This window comes from Mesorhizobium sp. M1D.F.Ca.ET.043.01.1.1 (genome assembly GCF_003952385.1).
In the GTDB taxonomy this organism is placed as follows: Bacteria; Pseudomonadota; Alphaproteobacteria; order Rhizobiales; family Rhizobiaceae; genus Mesorhizobium.
Genome location: NZ_CP034444.1, coordinates 4,804,231 through 4,820,012, shown reverse-complemented (window position 1 = coordinate 4,820,012; position 15,782 = coordinate 4,804,231). Strand labels below are relative to the sequence as shown.

The 15,782-nt window shown below is 65.3% G+C and carries 18 protein-coding genes; 13 read left to right on the top strand and 5 right to left on the bottom strand.

Features of this window, described 5'->3' with window-relative positions:
- Positions 1–30: 30 nt before the first annotated feature.
- The 4 genes from EJ067_RS23340 to EJ067_RS23325 all read right to left on the bottom strand — a co-directional run bounded on the left by EJ067_RS23340 (position 31) and on the right by EJ067_RS23325 (position 2,587).
- Positions 31–549 (bottom strand): YcnI family protein, encoded by a 519-nt coding sequence (locus EJ067_RS23340; RefSeq protein WP_126087568.1) that lies wholly within the window; start codon positions 547–549, stop codon positions 31–33.
- Positions 550–586: 37 nt separating this feature from the next.
- Positions 587–1,117, bottom strand: coding sequence for a copper chaperone PCu(A)C (locus tag EJ067_RS23335; RefSeq protein ID WP_126087567.1), 531 nt, complete (start codon positions 1,115–1,117; stop codon positions 587–589).
- Between the two features lie 92 nt (positions 1,118–1,209).
- A complete protein-coding gene (locus EJ067_RS23330; protein ID WP_126087566.1) occupies positions 1,210–1,557 on the bottom strand; it encodes a hypothetical protein in 348 nt (115 codons plus the stop codon).
- A gap of 127 nt (positions 1,558–1,684) precedes the next feature.
- Positions 1,685–2,587, bottom strand: coding sequence for a GntR family transcriptional regulator (locus tag EJ067_RS23325; protein WP_126087565.1), 903 nt, complete (start codon positions 2,585–2,587; stop codon positions 1,685–1,687).
- Between the two features lie 252 nt (positions 2,588–2,839).
- Here EJ067_RS23325 and EJ067_RS23320 point away from each other — a divergent pair, with 252 nt between their 5' ends.
- The 6 genes from EJ067_RS23320 to EJ067_RS23295 all read left to right on the top strand — a co-directional run bounded on the left by EJ067_RS23320 (position 2,840) and on the right by EJ067_RS23295 (position 10,340).
- Entirely contained in the window at positions 2,840–4,345 is a 1,506-nt protein-coding gene (locus EJ067_RS23320) for an altronate dehydratase family protein (protein ID WP_126087564.1), read from the top strand.
- A 58-nt stretch (positions 4,346–4,403) separates the two neighbouring features.
- Complete coding sequence (locus EJ067_RS23315; protein WP_126087563.1) at positions 4,404–5,402, top strand: aldo/keto reductase; 999 nt, start codon at positions 4,404–4,406, stop codon at positions 5,400–5,402.
- A 181-nt stretch (positions 5,403–5,583) separates the two neighbouring features.
- Positions 5,584–6,579 carry an ABC transporter substrate-binding protein gene (locus tag EJ067_RS23310; protein ID WP_126087562.1) on the top strand — a complete coding sequence of 332 codons (996 nt, stop codon included), beginning with the start codon at positions 5,584–5,586 and terminating at the stop codon, positions 6,577–6,579.
- A 159-nt stretch (positions 6,580–6,738) separates the two neighbouring features.
- Positions 6,739–8,292 (top strand): sugar ABC transporter ATP-binding protein, encoded by a 1,554-nt coding sequence (locus EJ067_RS23305; protein ID WP_126087561.1) that lies wholly within the window; start codon positions 6,739–6,741, stop codon positions 8,290–8,292.
- On the top strand, positions 8,289–9,254 hold the full coding sequence (locus EJ067_RS23300; RefSeq protein WP_126087560.1) for an ABC transporter permease: 966 nt from the start codon (positions 8,289–8,291) through the stop codon (positions 9,252–9,254). Before EJ067_RS23305 ends, EJ067_RS23300 begins: the two co-directional genes overlap by 4 nt.
- A 69-nt stretch (positions 9,255–9,323) precedes the next feature.
- Positions 9,324–10,340: a zinc-binding alcohol dehydrogenase family protein gene (locus EJ067_RS23295; RefSeq protein WP_126087559.1), complete on the top strand. Its 1,017-nt coding sequence runs from the start codon at positions 9,324–9,326 to the stop codon at positions 10,338–10,340.
- Positions 10,341–10,345: 5 nt separating this feature from the next.
- On the opposite strand, the gene phnF is transcribed toward EJ067_RS23295, so the two are convergent.
- Positions 10,346–11,092 carry a phosphonate metabolism transcriptional regulator PhnF gene (phnF, locus tag EJ067_RS23290; RefSeq protein WP_126087558.1) on the bottom strand — a complete coding sequence of 249 codons (747 nt, stop codon included), beginning with the start codon at positions 11,090–11,092 and terminating at the stop codon, positions 10,346–10,348.
- A 139-nt stretch (positions 11,093–11,231) separates the two neighbouring features.
- Here phnF and phnG point away from each other — a divergent pair, with 139 nt between their 5' ends.
- Genes phnG through phnK form a run of 7 tightly spaced genes read left to right on the top strand, consistent with a single transcriptional unit; the run spans position 11,232 to position 15,781 of the window.
- Complete coding sequence (gene phnG, locus EJ067_RS23285) at positions 11,232–11,693, top strand: phosphonate C-P lyase system protein PhnG (RefSeq protein WP_126087557.1); 462 nt, start codon at positions 11,232–11,234, stop codon at positions 11,691–11,693.
- Complete coding sequence (gene phnH / locus EJ067_RS23280; protein ID WP_126087556.1) at positions 11,693–12,304, top strand: phosphonate C-P lyase system protein PhnH; 612 nt, start codon at positions 11,693–11,695, stop codon at positions 12,302–12,304. The genes phnG and phnH overlap by 1 nt, the downstream gene beginning before the upstream one ends.
- A gap of 1 nt (position 12,305) precedes the next feature.
- A complete protein-coding gene (locus EJ067_RS23275) occupies positions 12,306–13,418 on the top strand; it encodes a carbon-phosphorus lyase complex subunit PhnI (RefSeq protein WP_126087555.1) in 1,113 nt (370 codons plus the stop codon).
- The gene (fosX, locus tag EJ067_RS23270; RefSeq protein WP_126087554.1) at positions 13,415–13,834 is read left to right on the top strand and encodes a FosX/FosE/FosI family fosfomycin resistance hydrolase; all 420 of its coding nucleotides are present in this window, start codon (positions 13,415–13,417) and stop codon (positions 13,832–13,834) included. Before EJ067_RS23275 ends, fosX begins: the two co-directional genes overlap by 4 nt.
- Positions 13,831–14,106 (top strand): hypothetical protein, encoded by a 276-nt coding sequence (locus tag EJ067_RS23265; RefSeq protein WP_126087553.1) that lies wholly within the window; start codon positions 13,831–13,833, stop codon positions 14,104–14,106. Before fosX ends, EJ067_RS23265 begins: the two co-directional genes overlap by 4 nt.
- Positions 14,107–14,108: 2 nt before the next feature.
- Positions 14,109–15,008 (top strand): alpha-D-ribose 1-methylphosphonate 5-phosphate C-P-lyase PhnJ, encoded by a 900-nt coding sequence (locus EJ067_RS23260; protein ID WP_126087552.1) that lies wholly within the window; start codon positions 14,109–14,111, stop codon positions 15,006–15,008.
- Entirely contained in the window at positions 15,005–15,781 is a 777-nt protein-coding gene (gene phnK / locus EJ067_RS23255) for a phosphonate C-P lyase system protein PhnK (protein WP_042640728.1), read from the top strand. Before EJ067_RS23260 ends, phnK begins: the two co-directional genes overlap by 4 nt.
- Position 15,782: the final 1 nt, after the last annotated feature.

The following is a 15,782-nucleotide window of genomic DNA, read 5'->3' as shown; positions in this document are numbered from 1 at the left end:
CGCGCCCGAACCGGACGCGCCATCAAGAGATCATTTCTTCGGCAGCAATTTGATGCCGGGCGCCGGATTTTCCAGCGTATCCTCGTCCTGTCCCGCCGCTGGAATCTCGATCCAGCGATCCGCGGCGTCGCCGCATTCCTGCACCACCGGGAAATAGAGCATCTGCCCCGCCGGCAGATCGGCCGCCAGCGAAGCGCGGAAGACGAACTCGTCATAGAAGTCGTCGGGCAAATTGCCGCCGCTCCAGTCGATTTCCTTGACGCCGGTCGTGAGCGTCTCGCCATAGAGCTGATACGACTTCTCGTATCGGCCTTTCTTGGTCTGCAGCGTCCAGCCGGGCTTCGGCATCGGCTTGACCGAAATGACGCCTTCCGGGATCTGCACGCGAAGCGCGGTCGTCGGCTTGCCCTCGCAGCCATGCGGCACGCGCAGGACAGCCTTGTAGGTCGAGCCGACGGCCGCTTCCTGGGTTTCGAGCGTGATGTGCGCAAGCGCGGCATTGGTCCCGAGCGCGAAAAGCGCGCCCGCCGCCAAAAGATATGTCTTCATGGATTGTCCCTCTGATTTCGAATTGGCGGATGACGGATCACTCGGCGTGATCGTCCATGCCGCCCATCTCGCCCATGCCTTCGACGGCGAACTCGACGCTGACGCTGCCGGCCTTCTCGAAGGTGAGCGTGGCCGCGAATTTCTCGCCCTGCTTGGGCTGCCGCTTGAGGCCGACGAACATCAGGTGATAGGCGCCGGGCTTCAGCTCGACCTTGCCGCCGGCCGGGATTTCGAGCCCGCCGCTCACCGGCCGCATGGTCATGACGCCGTCCTTGACGCCCATCTCGTGCAGTTCGGCCTTGTCGGAGATCTCGGAGGAAATCGACAGCAGCCGGTCGGGCGAGCTGCCTTTGTTGGTGACTGTGAAATAGCCGCCGGCCACCTTGGCGCCGGGCGGCGTGGCGCGCGACCACGGGTGTCCGATTTCGAGGTCACCGGCCTTGAATTCATGCGCCGGGGCGCCGGAAACGCAGGCCAACAGGAGAAGGAGGACGAACACTGCAAGGCTAAGCTGTTCGAAACCGCGCGGACGAGCTTGCGCGCGCGCTGCAGGAAGAAGATTGGACATGGTTGCTCCATGGGTATGAGATCGCGCCGTCATCCGGTCGCGAGCAGTCTGATCTTGGATGGATGCGCCCGCGAAGGTTTTGCGGGTGCTCGTCAGACCGTTGCCGGTGGCGCCCGCGGATTGGCGGGAGAGCGGTCGCGGGCGAAATCGAGATGCCGGAAAGCCAGGGATGGGAAGGCAACCGCTTCGAACGCCGAGGTTCTGGCAAGCGCGCCGCTGTCCGGCGGCGGCAGATGCGCGGTCCAAACCATGCTGCAGCCAAGCGAGCAGCAGGCCGGCATGTGCTGCTGGTGCGGGCCGCCGCCCGGAAGCTTGGCCGCGCCGTCATGCGTGCAGATGACGTTGCCGAAGGCATCGAGCTGTGAAGATGCGCCGAAGGCGAAGGCGCCGAGCGCCGACTGGAACAACAGCAGCAGCGCCGCGGCGAACGCGGCCGGCATGCTCCATCGTCTCAGCCGGATATTCAACAGACTGCCTCTCTCCAGCAACTTGGCCGACCCTAGCATGGGGCCGGCGGCCGGAAAATCGGCAAAACCGGGCTGCGGCAACGCGGCGCGATGCGCCTCGTCAGGCGGGCTGCAGCTGCCGCCCTTCGGGAATCGAGCTGAGCAGCGTCTGGCGCGCCGACTTCAGATGTTTTCGGCACGCGGCGTCCACCTTGCCAGGATCGCGCGATTTCAACGCCGCGATATAGGCCAGATGCTCCTGCACCGCGACCTCGTTGCGCTCGCGCTCCTGCGCCTTGTTCCACTGATAGTGATAGTGGAAGATCATCGCGATCACATCGTAGAAATCGACGATGAAGCGGTTGTGCGACGCGCGGTGGATCAGCCGGTGGAAGCGCTCGTCGAGCTCGGAGAATTCGTTGAAGCGCGTGGCGATCTCGCTGGCCAGTCGACGATGTTCGACCTCCAGCCGGTCGAGATCGGCCCAGACCGCGCTATCCTCCGGCAGCGCAACGAAGGCGGCGGCCGATCGCAGCTCGAACATCTCCCGGATTTCGGTAAGCTCCAGCGCGAAGGCCCGTGTGAAGCCTTTCAGCACCCAATGGCTGTTGCGCCGCTTCTCGATCAGCCCGAAGCGCGAGAAGCGGATCAGGAATTCGCGCACGCTGGTGGTGCCGACGCCGATCTCGCGCGCCAGCTCGAGCTCGTTGATCTGCATGCCCGCCTCGGCGCCCTCGGCGAGCAGCCGGCGCATGAACGAGCGCTCGATGATCTCGGCCAGCGAATCGGTCTCTTCCTCGGGGAAGAAATCTTCCGGCCGCGGCGACCTCAGCACCGTCTTGTTGCGCTTGTTCCAGGCGATCAGCCCGGTCTCCTCCATGCGCGAAAGGATGCTGCGCACCGTGGTGCGGCTGACGCCGAGCAGCGTGCCGAGCTCGGGCTCCGACGGCAGGCTCTTGGTCTCGTCGAGCAGCCGCAGTCCGCGGTTGAAGGCGTCCTTGTAGACGTTGTTGCTCTTCGACATGCCCCGTATCCCCCAACGCTTGCGGACACCGGCCGGAAGCGCGATATGATCGGTGTTCCTAGCGCAAGGCTGCGAAACGCGTAAATCGAATTTCGCCGGCTTGCCAACGGGCAGCCCTGCGCCCAGGGCGCGCGGCGTGCACAATGAAAAAACAATTGACGCAAAAATGTTTTTTCACGATAAAAGACATTATCCCCAAACGGGCGGATGTCAATCCGCCCCCACTCCCAGGTTTACCCAGGACAGCTGCTCGTGAACGCCGCAAACACCATCCTGCTTTCCCCCGCCGACAATGTCGCGGTCGCCAATGGCCGCATCGAGATCGGCGCTGCATTGCCCGGCGGCGCGGTCGCGATTGCCGCGATCGACCCCGGGCACAAGGTGGCCGTCAAGCCGATCGCGGCTGGCGAGGCAGTGGTGAAATATGCGCAGGCCATCGGCCGCGCTACTCAGGACATCGCGCCGGGCGAGCACGTCCACTCGCACAATCTGGTCTTCGAGAGCGGGCGCCTGCCGGTGGTGCCGCCAAGCGAGGCCGAGCATGCCACCGAGGCCGACCGCAGGCGCACCTTCATGGGTTACCGACGCGCCGACGGTCGCGCCGGAACGCGCAACTTCATCGGCATCATCGCCAGCGTCAACTGCTCGTCCACCGTCTGCCATGCGATCGCCGACGAGGCCAACCGCACGCTTTTGCCGAAATATCCCGGCATCGACGGCTTCGTGCCGATCGTCCATGGCCAGGGTTGCGGCATGAGCGCCACCGGCGACGGCATGATGGTCCTGCACCGCACGCTGGCCGGCTACGCCCGCCATCCGAATTTCGGCGGCGTGCTGATGGTGGGATTGGGCTGCGAAGTCAACCAGCTCACCCTCTACGGCCAGAAGGGCGTCGCGGCCGGAAAACGCCACTTCAACATCCAGGAAGCCGGCGGCTCGCGCAAATCCGTCGAGCGCGCGATGGGCGTGCTGGCCGAGATCGCCGAGGAGGTCGGCCAGCTGCAGCGCGAACCGATCCCGGTCTCGGAGATCGTCGTCGGCCTGCAATGCGGCGGCTCCGACGGCATGTCCGGCATCACCGCCAACCCGGCGCTGGGAGCGGCGGTCGATATCCTCGCCGGCTGCGGCGGCATCGGCATCCTGTCTGAGACCACCGAGATCTACGGCGCCGAGCATCTGCTTGCCTACCGCGCCGCCTCGCCCGAGATCGCCGCCAAGCTCGACAGCTATGTCAAGTGGTGGGAGGACCACACCGCCAAGCATGGCGCTTCGATCGACAACAACCCCTCGCCCGGCAACAAGCGCGGCGGCCTGACCACCATCCTCGAGAAGTCGCTGGGCGCCGTCGCCAAGGGCGGCCAGACGCCGCTCAACGGCGTCTTCGGCTACGCCGAGAAGGTCAGCGGCAACGGGCTGGTGTTCATGGACACGCCCGGCTACGACCCGGTCTCGGCCACCGGTCAGGTCGCCGGCGGCGCCAACGTCATCGTCTTCACCACCGGCCGCGGCTCCTGCTTCGGCTGCCGGCCGACGCCGTCGATCAAGGTCGCCACCAACTCGACCATGTACCACCAGATGGAAGAGGACATGGACGTCAATTGCGGTGTCATCGCCTCGGGCGAGAAGACCATCGCCGGCATGGGCCGCGAGATCTTCGAGCTGATCATCGAGACGGCATCCGGCCGCAAGACCAAGAGCGAAGCGTTCGGCTACGGCGACAACGAGTTCGTGCCCTGGCATCTCGGCGCGACGCTCTAGATCGCCTGCAGCAAAAGATCGCTGGCTGAGGAACGCAGTCGGCAAAGGGGAGGCTTTGATGAACAAACGCCGGATCGGCGAGACCGCGCTCGAAGTTACCGAGATCAGCTTCGGCGGCGCTGCCATCGGCGGGCTCTATCGCGCCTGTCCGCGCGAGCCCGCCATGGAAACGCTGCAGACGGCCTGGGATGGCGGCCTGCGCTACTTCGACACCGCGCCCTTCTACGGCTTCGGCCTGTCGGAGCGCCGGACCGGCGATTTCCTGCGTGAGAAGCCGCGCTCCTCCTACGTGCTTTCGACCAAGGTCGGGCGCCTGTTGCGGCCGGTGCCGCAGGATCAGGTTCCCGATCACTCCTATGTCGATCCGCTGCCGTTCGCGCTCGACTACGACTATTCCTACGACGGCATCATGCGCTCGGTGGATTTTTCCTACGCGCGGCTCGGCCTCAACAGAATAGACATCCTGTTCGTCCACGACATCGGCACCTACACGCATGGCGTCGAGGCGACGAAAATCCATTTCCGCCAGCTGATGGAAGGCGGGCTGAAGGCGCTGGAGGAGCTGAAATCGTCCGGTACGATCTCGGCCTACGGCCTCGGTGTCAACGAGGTCCGGATCTGCCTCGACGTGCTTCGGCGCGCGCCGCTCGACTGCATCCTGCTTGCCAGCCGCTATTCGCTGCTCGACCGCAGCGCCGAAGCCGAGCTGCTGCCGCTCTGCCGCGAGCGCAAGACCTCGCTGATCATCGGCGGTGTCTTCAACTCGGGCATATTGGCGACGGGCCCGGTGCACGGCGCGCATTTCGATTACCTGCCGGCGAGCAAGGATATACTCGACCGGGTCGGCGCTATGGAAAGGATCGCGGGAGAAGGCGGCTACCCGCTGGCCGCCGCAGCGTTCCAGTTCCCGCTGCACGAGCCGGTCGTCGCCTCGGTGCTCACCGGCACAGCCAAGCCCGCCAATCTGACGCGCAACCTCGAACTGCTCGACGTCGAGGTGCCGGCGGCGGAGTTCGCCAAATACGATCCCTATACGATCGTGCAGCAGCTCGGCTGAGATCCGGTGCCGCGCTCCCGCCCGCCATCACGCAAACGGCACCAAACAGCGCTTGCATCGGCCCGACCTTTGCACTATCAAAATATAGCAAATGTTTTTTATTGATAAAGTTCTGTTTGGGCCGCGCCTATCCAGACGGAGCATCTGCAACCCTAACCAGGCGACCTAGGGAGGATCCTAAATGAAATTCGTGACCAGCCTTCTCAACCGCCGCGCTTTCGTGGCGCTTGCTGCCGCCTCGATGCTCGCTGGCGCGCTGCATTCAGCGCCGGCTTCGGCCGCAGACGTAACCATTCCGATCATCGTCAAGGACACCACTTCCTTCTACTGGCAGATCGTGCTGGCCGGCGCCCGCAAGGCCGGCAAGGATCTCGGCGTCAACGTGCCGGAGCTCGGCGCCCAGGCCGAGACCGACGTCAACGGCCAGATCTCGATCCTCGAGAACGCCGTCGCCGGCAATCCCGCCGCGGTCGTGATCGCGCCGACCGAGGCCAAGGCGCTCGGCAAGCCGATCGATGAGGCAGCTTCCAAGGTCAAGGTCATCGGCATCGACTCCAGCGCCGAATCCAAGGCCTTCACCTCCTTCCTGACCACCGACAACGTCCAGGGCGGCCGCGTCGCGGCTGACGGTCTGGCGGCGGCGATCGGCGCGGCCAATGGCGGCAAGGTCGAAGGCAAGGTGGCGCTGATCACCGCTCTGCCCGGCGCTGGCTCGCTCGAGCAGCGCGCTCAGGGCTTCAAGGAGCAGCTCAAGGCGAAATATCCCGGCCTCGAGCTCGTCGCCGACAAGTACGCCGACGGCCAGGCCACGACCGGCCTCAACATCGCGACCGACCTGATCACCGCCAATCCGGACCTCAAGGGCATCTTCGCCTCGAACCTGATCATGGCGCAGGGCGTCGGCCAGGCGATCGCCGAGAACAACCTTGCCGGCAAGGTGGCGCTGATCGGCTTCGACAGCGACGAGAAGCTGATAAAGTTCTTGAACGACGGCGTCATCTCCGGCCTCGTCGTCCAGGATCCGTACCGGATGGGTTACGACGGCATCAAGACCGCTTTAGCCGCCTCGAAGGGCGAGAAGGTCGAGGCCAATGTCGACACCGGCGCCAACCTCGTCACCAAGGACAACATGAAGGAACCGAAGATCGACGCGCTGCTCAACCCGAAGCTGAACTGAGATCTTCGCGACAAATCGTTTCCGGGGCCTCGGCGCCCCGGAAACATCCGTTAGCGGCGGCTTGGCAATTTGCCCGCTTGGTTTACGCTGCGCCTTCTGGATGCGCGCTAGACGCATCGCTGCGTATCCTACAGTTAGGATCAATCTGGGAGGATTGTCATGACGTCGACGGCGCAGGAACTGCACCCCGCACCCACGCTGGAGCCCGGCAGGACGATCCTCGAACTGCGGGGGCTCGAAAAGCGCTACCCCGGCACGCATGCGCTGAAGCCGGTGAACCTTGCCTTCAAGGCGGCCGAGATCCACGCCATCGTCGGCGAGAACGGCGCCGGCAAATCGACGCTCATCAAGTTGCTCACCGGCGTCATGCCGCGCACCTCCGGCGAGGTCGTCTGGGAAGGCAAGCCCGAGGCGCTCGCCACGCCGCATGAGGCGATGGCGCTCGGCATCAATGCCGTCCACCAGGAAGTGGTGCTCTGCCGCCACCTCACCGTCGCCGCCAACATGTTCCTCGGCGAGGAGAATTCCCGCTTCGGCCTGTTGCAGCAGCGCGCCATGGTCAAGGAAGCGCAGAAGATCATCGACGGCCTTGGCTTCGACCTGCCGGCGCATGTCGTTCTCGGCGACCTCACCATCGGCCAGCAGCAGCTGATCGCCGCCGCCCGCGCCACCGTGCGCGGCACGAAATTCCTGATCTTCGACGAGCCGACCGCCTATCTCACCCGCAAGGAAGCCGACCAGCTTTTCAAGCTGATCCGCCGGCTGAAGGGCGAAGGCGTCACCATCATCTATATCAGCCATCGCATGGAGGAAGTGTTCGAGCTCGCCGACCGCGTCTCGGTGCTGCGCGACGGCACCCTCGTCGGCACCCGCGACATCGCCGAGACAAACGAGCCGGAGCTGGTCAAGCTGATGATCAACCGCTCGATCGAGCAGATCTACCACAAGGAGCATTTCACGCCGGGCGCTGCTATCGCCGAAACCCGGAACCTTTCCGGCAAGGGTTTCGAGAACGTCTCGGTGACCGTCCGCGCCGGCGAGATTGTCGGCCTCTACGGCCTGATCGGCGCCGGCCGCAGCGAGTTCGTCACCACGCTCTACGGTCGTCACCGGAAGTCGGCCGGCCAGGTTTTTTGGCAAGGCAAGGAGGTGCAGGTCAATTCCGAGCATGACGCGATAAGGCTCGGAATGGCGCTGGCGCCGGAAAGCCGCCGCGACCAGGGCCTTTGCCTCAACCTGCCGGTCGGCACGAACCTGAACCTGCCGATCTACAAGCGCATCTCGAACAACCTTCTGATCTCCGGCTCGCGCGAGAAGGCCGAGGCCGACCGCCAGATTGCGGATCTCAGGATCAAGACGCCGACACGCCACGCGCTTGCCTCCAGCCTGTCGGGCGGCAACCAGCAGAAGATCGTCATCGGCAAATGGCTGGCGCATGGCGCCAAGCTGTTCATCTTCGACGAGCCGACGGTCGGCGTCGATGTCGGCACCAAGGCCGAGATCTACCGCCTGTTCTCGACGCTGCTGTCGAAGGGCGCCGGCATCATCCTGATCTCGTCCTATCTGCCGGAAGTCTACGAGCTCGCCGACACGCTGCACGTGTTCCGGCGCGGCAAGCTGGTCGCCACGCATGGTTTCCGCACCGCCAGCCACGAGGACATTTTGGGTCAGGCACTGGCCGAGAAACAAGAAAAGTCGGGAGGACAAAAATGAGCACCGAGGCGATCCCCGCCGAAAAATCCAAGCGCAATTTCAATGCCCTGTTCGGGCTGACGCTGCTTGGCCTGCTGCTCCTGATGTGGATCGTGCTGGCCCTCGCCACGCCGTCCTTCGCCACGGCACTCAACATCACCAACCTTTTGCGCCAGGGCTCGCTGATCGCCATCCTGGCGGTCGGCCAGACCTTCGTCATCATCACCGGCGGCATCGACCTTTCGGTCGGCGCCGTCGTCGGCTTCACCACCGTGATCGTCGCGCTTCTGATCAATGCCGGCTGGCCGATCTGGGCGGCGGTGCTGATCACCTTACTGACCGGCGTCGCCATCGGCCTGTTCCATGGCTTCGGCATCGTCAAGATGGGCCTGCCGCCCTTCATCATCACGCTGGCCACCATGACCTCGCTGCGCGGCATCGGCTTGCTGATGACCAACGGCAACTCGATCTCGATCAACAGCGATCCGTTCCAGGCTTTCTCGCGTGGCTCGCTGCTCGGCATCCCCTATCTGTTCTGGATGGTGATCCTGGTCGCCATACCGTCCTATGTCTTCCTGCATCACACGCGCTGGGGCCGCTATCTGTTCTCGGTCGGCTCCAACGCGGAGGCCGCTCGCCTGTCGGGCGTGAACGTGCCGCGCACCATCTTCATGGCCTATATCCTGTCCGGCCTGCTCGCCGCTTTCGTCGGCGTGCTGCTGGCATCGCGCATCGGCATCGGCAACCCGACGCAGGGCGACACCTACGAGCTGCAGGCGATCGCCTCCTCGGTGATCGGCGGCACCTCGCTGTTCGGCGCCATCGGCTCGGTGCATGGACCGCTGATCGGCTCCTTCATCCTTTCGACGATCAACAACGGCGCCAACCTGCTCAACGTCAACACCTTCTGGCAGCGCGTCATCACCGGCGTCCTTATCATCGTCATCGTCTACTTCGACGGCCTGCGCCGTCGCGGCAAATAGTCGTTCCTGAACCAGAACGCCGACCTCGATCGACCGAGGCCGGCGTTCTCGAAAATACTGGATCAGCGCATGAAAGCCGTCGTCTGCCGCTCGCCCGGCGAACTTGTCCTCGAAGACCGCCCTGAGCCCGCCGCGCCGCCCCCCGGTTGGGCGCGGGTCGCGGTCAGCCATGTCGGCATCTGCGGCACCGACTATCATATCTTCGAAGGCAAGCACCCGTTCCTCGCCTATCCGCGCATCATGGGCCACGAGGTCTCGGGCACGGTCGTGGAGAGAGGTGACGGCGTCGACCTCGCCATCGGCGAACCGGTGATCATCAACCCCTATCTCGCTTGCGGCAAATGCATCGCCTGCCGGCACGGCAAACCGAACTGCTGCGTCCGGATCGAGGTGCTCGGCGTGCATCGCGACGGCGCCATGTGCGACGAGGTCCTCGTGCCGGCGCAAAACCTTTACCCGGCAAACGGCCTGTCGCTGGCCGATGCGGCCGCGGTCGAATTCCTGGCGATCGGCGCGCACGCGGTGCGGCGCTCGCTTGGTGCGCCCGGCCAGCGCACGCTGGTCATCGGCGCCGGCCCGATCGGCCTCGGCACCGCCCTGTTTGCACGCATTGCCGGGCTCGACGTCAGCCTGCTCGACATGAGCACCGAACGGCTCGGCTTCGCTGAAGGCGCGCTCGGCTTTGCGGCGCTCGACGCCTCGCAAGCCCCGGCGGCCGAACTGGTCAGGCAAGCAACGGATGAGGAAGGCTTCGACCTCGTCTTCGACGCCACCGGCAACACCCAGTCGGTGCAGTCGGCCTTCGCCCATGTAGCGCATGGCGGCACACTGGTGCTGGTCAGCGTCGTCAAGGACGACATCACCTTCTCCGATCCCGAGTTCCACAAGCGCGAGATGACGCTGGTCGGCAGCCGCAATGCGCTCAAAGCCGATTTCGACCACGTCGCCGCCTCGATCCGCGACGGCGCCGTGCCGCTGGCCAAACTCGTCACCCACCGCACGACGCTTGCCGGCACGCCGCGCGATCTCGCACGCTGGGCGCACGAGAAATCAGGCCTGATCAAGGCCGTCATCGAAGTTGGGTAGACCAACTAGTCGTTGGCCGAAAGCCTGAGTTCCACCCGCTCCGCCGGAAACCGCGATTCGGCGAACTGGATCGGCCGGCCGTCCAGCGTGACGTTGACGGCGACCGTGACCAGCACGATGGCGCCCGGCTGCAGGTCGAGATCGGCGAGGTCGTCGGCGTCGGCGTGGCGCGCCGAGAGCACGGTTGATTGCCGCAGGTAATCATTGATGCCGAAGCGCTTGAGCGAAGCAGTGATCGATCCGGTCTCCGCCATCGCCGCCTCGATGCCGGCAAAACGTTGTGCGTCGAACCATGTCGTCGCCCGCGACACCGGATGCCCATCGGCCTCGCCGCGCGTTTCCAGGCGGATAACCGCTACCCCCCTGGCGATGCCGAGCGCCTCGGCGATGCGCCGGTTGGCCGGCTCGGTCGATGACGACAGCAACGCGATGTGGCGCTCGCTCGTCTGCCCCTGCAGCCCGGTCGAGAAGCGCGTGCGGGCGCCGATCGGATAGGACAGCCGCTTGCGCGACAGGACGAAGGTGCCGCGTCCTTGCTCGGCCCTCAGCACGCCTTCTTGCACCAGCGCGGCAATGGCGCTGCGCACCGTGTGACGGTTGACACCGTAGCGCTCAGCCAGAACGACCTCGGGCGGCAGCGCCGCATTCTCGACGAAATCGCCGCTCGCGATGCCCTGCAATATCTTGTCGGCGATCTGCCGCCACAGCGAGACACCGCTGCGCCTTTCGATGCTGCTTGCCAGCCCCGTCATTTCTCCGCCCCCAACGTCTTCGCCCTAACTTTTGCGCCTCTTGTCATCCACCCGTCATGGACTCTTGCTACGAGATGAATATAATTTGTATAGTTGTCTATATCAATAGACAAATTATCCCATGCGAGGAGTGAAAGCGATGCGAGGACAGGAAGCGCGCGAGCAGGCCGAGCGGAAGGCCGTGATGGCGACGCTCGCGCACGCGGCGCCCCATGAGATCGCGCGTCTTTGGAACGGCTCCGGCCTGCCCTCGGAAGCCGAACTGCTGCGCGGCCCCGAAACCGGACTGGTGACGGTGCGCGGACGGATCGGCGGCGGCGGCGCGCCGTTCAATGTCGGCGAGGCGACCGTCACCCGCGCCACTGTCCGGCTGCCCTCAGGACAGGTCGGCCATTCCTATGCGCTCGGCCGCGACAAGGCCAAGGCAAAGCTCGCGGCGATCGCCGACGCACTCTGGCAGGACCCGGCCCATCGCGAAGCGGTCGAGACCAAGCTCGTCGCGCCGCTGCGGGCAGCGCTCGATGCATCGCGCGACAAACGCCGCGTCGAGACGGCGGCCACGAAAGTCGATTTCTTCACCATGGTGCGCGGAGAGGACTGATGGATATCGCCACGCAATCGATCGAAGGCGGCTTCGCCGATCCGGTCTTCAACGCCCAGGCCGTGTTCCGCGCCGTCATGGACGCGATGGCCCGCCCCGGCAGCGTCCAGGCCCTGCCGTCGCTTACCCATCCGCCGGCGCCGCTGTCGGCGACCGCCGGCGCCGTGGCGCTGGCCCTCTGCGACAACGACACGCCGATCTGGCTCGACCTGCGGCTGCAGGCAGAAGCCTCCGTAAAGGCGTGGCTCGGCTTCCACGCTGGTGCGCCTTTGGCCAACACGCCGGCCGATGCGCATTTTGCCTTGATCGCCAACCCTGCGGAAATGGCGGCGCTCGACGGCTTTTCGCAAGGCACGCAGGAATACCCGGATCGCTCGACGACGCTGATCCTTTTGGTCGACGATCTCGCCTCCGGTCAGTCGCTGCTGCTCGAAGGCCCCGGCATCGAGAAGACCGCGATGATCGCGCCGTCAGGCATGCCGCGCCATTTCGTCGAGCAGTGGAAGCAGAATAACCAGCGTTTCCCGCGCGGCGTCGACATCGTCCTGGCGGCGCCCGGCAGCCTCGCCTGCCTGCCGCGCACCACCCGCATCAATACGATGGAGGCATGACATGTATGTCGCGGTGAAAGGCGGCGAAGCCGCAATCGCCAATGCGCACCGCCTGCTTGCCGATCGCCGGCGCGGCGACCGCTCGGTGCCGGCGCTGCGCCTCGATCAGATCGTCGAACAATTGGCGCTCGGCGTCGATCGGGTGATGAGCGAAGGCTCTCTCTACGATCGCGAGCTTGCCGCCTTGGCCGTCGTCCAGGCGCGCGGCGACATGATCGAGGCGATCTTCCTGCTGCGCGCCTATCGCACCACCCTGCCGCGCTTCGGCTACACTTCACCCGTCGACACTGGCGCCATGCAGGTCGAGCGGCGGGTGTCGGCGACCTACAAGGACCTGCCCGGCGGCCAGCTGCTCGGCCCGACCTTCGACTACACCCACCGCCTGCTCGACCCCGAACTTGCGGCCGGCACAGATGTCGAGGCGCCCGCGCAGCGTCCGGCCGAAGCCGAGGCCATGCCGCGCGTCTCCTCGATCCTCGCCCATGAAGGGTTGATCGAGGCCGACGACGACATGCCGCTTGACCATGTGCCCGGCGACATCACCCGCGAGCCGCTGCAGTTCCCGATGGCGCGCGACATCCGCCTGCAGGCGCTGTCGCGCGGCGATGAGGGTTTTCTGCTCGCGCTCGGCTATTCCACCCAGCGCGGCTACGCCCGCAACCACCCCTTTGTTGGTGAAATCCGCATCGGCGAGGTCGAGCTTGAGCTGGATGTGACGGAGCTACCCTTCGCCGCGCCTTTGGGATCCATCCGAGTCACCGAATGCCAGATGGTCAACCAGTTCAAGGGTTCGGCCAAGGCGGCGCCGCAATTCACCCGCGGCTACGGCCTGGTCTTCGGCCAGAGCGAGCGCAAGGCGATGGCCGTGGCGCTGTGCGACCGGGCGCTGCGCGCGAGCGAGCTCGGCGAGGATATCGTCGCCGCGGCGCAGGACGAGGAGTTCGTCATCTCGCATTCCGACAATGTGCAGGCGACCGGCTTCGTCGAGCATCTGAAGCTGCCGCACTATGTCGACTTCCAGGCCGAGCTCGACCTGGTCCGTCGCATGCGTGCCGAATACGACGCGCGTGAAAATCACCGCACTGGCGAGGAGAAGCGCGAGGCCGCCGAATGATCGAGGGCCTCTCCCACATGACCTTCGTCGTGCGCGACCTCGACCGCATGGGCGAGATCCTGGCCGGCGTCTTCGGCGCGCGCGAGGTCTATGACAGCGGCGCCCGGCAGTTCTCGCTATCGCGCGAGAAATTCTTCCTGATCGGCGATCTCTGGATCGCCATCATGCAAGGCGAGCCACTCATCGATCGGAGCTACAACCACGTCGCCTTCAAGATCGACGAGAGCCATTTCGACCGCTACGTCGACCGTGTCAGAAAGCTCGGGCTCGACATGCGCCCGCCGCGCCCGCGTGTCGAGGGCGAAGGCCGCTCGATCTATTTCCACGACCACGACAACCATCTGTTCGAGCTGCACACCGGCACGCTGGCCGAGCGGCTGACGCGCTACGCCAGGGACTTGGAGATTGTGCAATGAGCTCAGCTGTCACCGCCACCGTGGCCGGCGTGCCCACCGCCATCGTGTCCACTGTGGCCCTCGTAGCCACCGCCGCCGCCGTACCAACTTTCGGAATTGCTGGAACCTTCCCTTGGCGCCGGAAAAATCGTGCGCCGAAGAAAAAAGACGACCGCGCCGGCGAACGCCAGCAACACGATCCCGAGGTGCATCCATCCGGCAGAGTTCATTTCGATCCGGTCCGGTTTCCACGCCTTGCAAGTCAATTCGGTAGCACGGAGCGGATGGAATAGCCATGAGCGACATCGCGACCTACAACTTCGCCTATCTCGACGAGCAGACCAAGCGGATGATCCGCCGCGCCATCCTGAAGGGCATCGCCATCCCCGGCTACCAGGTGCCCTTCGCCTCGCGCGAGATGCCGATGCCCTATGGCTGGGGCACCGGCGGCGTCCAGGTCACCGCCTCGATCATCGGCCCCGATGACGTGCTGAAGGTCATCGACCAGGGCGCCGACGACACCACCAATGCCGTCTCGATCCGCGCCTTCTTCAAGAAGGTCGCCAAGGCCGCCGTCACCACCGAGACGGCCAAGGCCTCGATCGTCCAGACCCGCCACCGCATCCCCGAGCATCCGCTCACCGCCGGCCAAATTCTGGTCTATCAGGTGCCGATCCCCGAGCCGCTGCGCTTCCTCGAGCCGCGCGAGACCGAAACGCGCAAGATGCATGCGCTCGAGGAATACGGCCTCATGCATGTCAAGCTCTATGAGGACATCGCCAGGCACGGCCGCATCGCCACCACTTACGCCTATCCGGTCAAGGTCGAGGGCCGCTATGTGATGGATCCCTCGCCGACGCCGAAATTCGACAATCCGAAGATGCATCGTTCGCCGGCTTTGCAGCTGTTCGGCGCCGGCCGCGAGAAGCGCATCTATGCGGTGCCGCCCTTCACCGACGTCGTCAGCCTCGATTTCGAGGACCATCCCTTCGAGGTGCAGACCTTCGACCAGCCATGCGCGCTCTGCGCTGCCGAGAATGTCTATCTCGACGAGGTCATCCTCGACGACCATGGCGGCCACATGTTCGTCTGCTCGGACACCGACCACTGCGAAAAGCGCCGCGCCGATGGCCATCGCGGCCACCTTGCGCCTGAAACCCATCCCGCCCTGGAAAAGACGGAGCCGGCGCAATGACCGACGAACCGCTGCTGCGCGTCTCCGCGCTGTCGAAATTCTACGGCTCGCGCGTCGGCTGCGAGAACGTCACCTTCGACCTCTGGCCGGGCGAGGTGCTGGCGGTGGTCGGTGAGTCCGGCTCCGGCAAGACGACGCTGCTCAACTGCCTGTCGACCCGGCTGCTGCCTTCCTCCGGCACCGCCAGCTACCGCATGCGCGACGGCCAATGGCGCGAGCTTTACCGCATGAGCGAGGCCGAGCGCCGCTTCCTGATGCGCACCGACTGGGGTTTTGTCCACCAGAACCCAGCCGACGGCCTGCGCATGACGGTGTCGGCCGGCGCCAATGTCGGTGAGCGGCTGATGGCGGTCGGCGACCGCCACTACGGCAGGATTCGCGCCACCGCGGTCGACTGGCTGTCGCGGGTCGAGATCGACGAGGATCGCATCGACGACGAGCCGCGCGCCTTTTCCGGCGGCATGCGCCAGCGCCTGCAGATCGCCCGCAACCTGGTGACCGGCCCGCGCCTGGTGTTCATGGACGAGCCGACCGGCGGCCTCGACGTCTCGGTGCAGGCGCGCCTGCTCGACCTCTTGCGCGGCCTGGTCACCGATCTTGGCCTTGCCGCGATCGTCGTCACCCACGACCTCGCCGTGGCGCGGCTGCTCTCGCAGCGCATGATGGTGATGAAGGACGGCCGCGTCGTCGAAAGCGGCCTCACTGACCGCGTCCTCGACGACCCGCGGGCGCCTTACACTCAGTTGCTTGTTTCTTCCATCCTGCAGGTGTGAT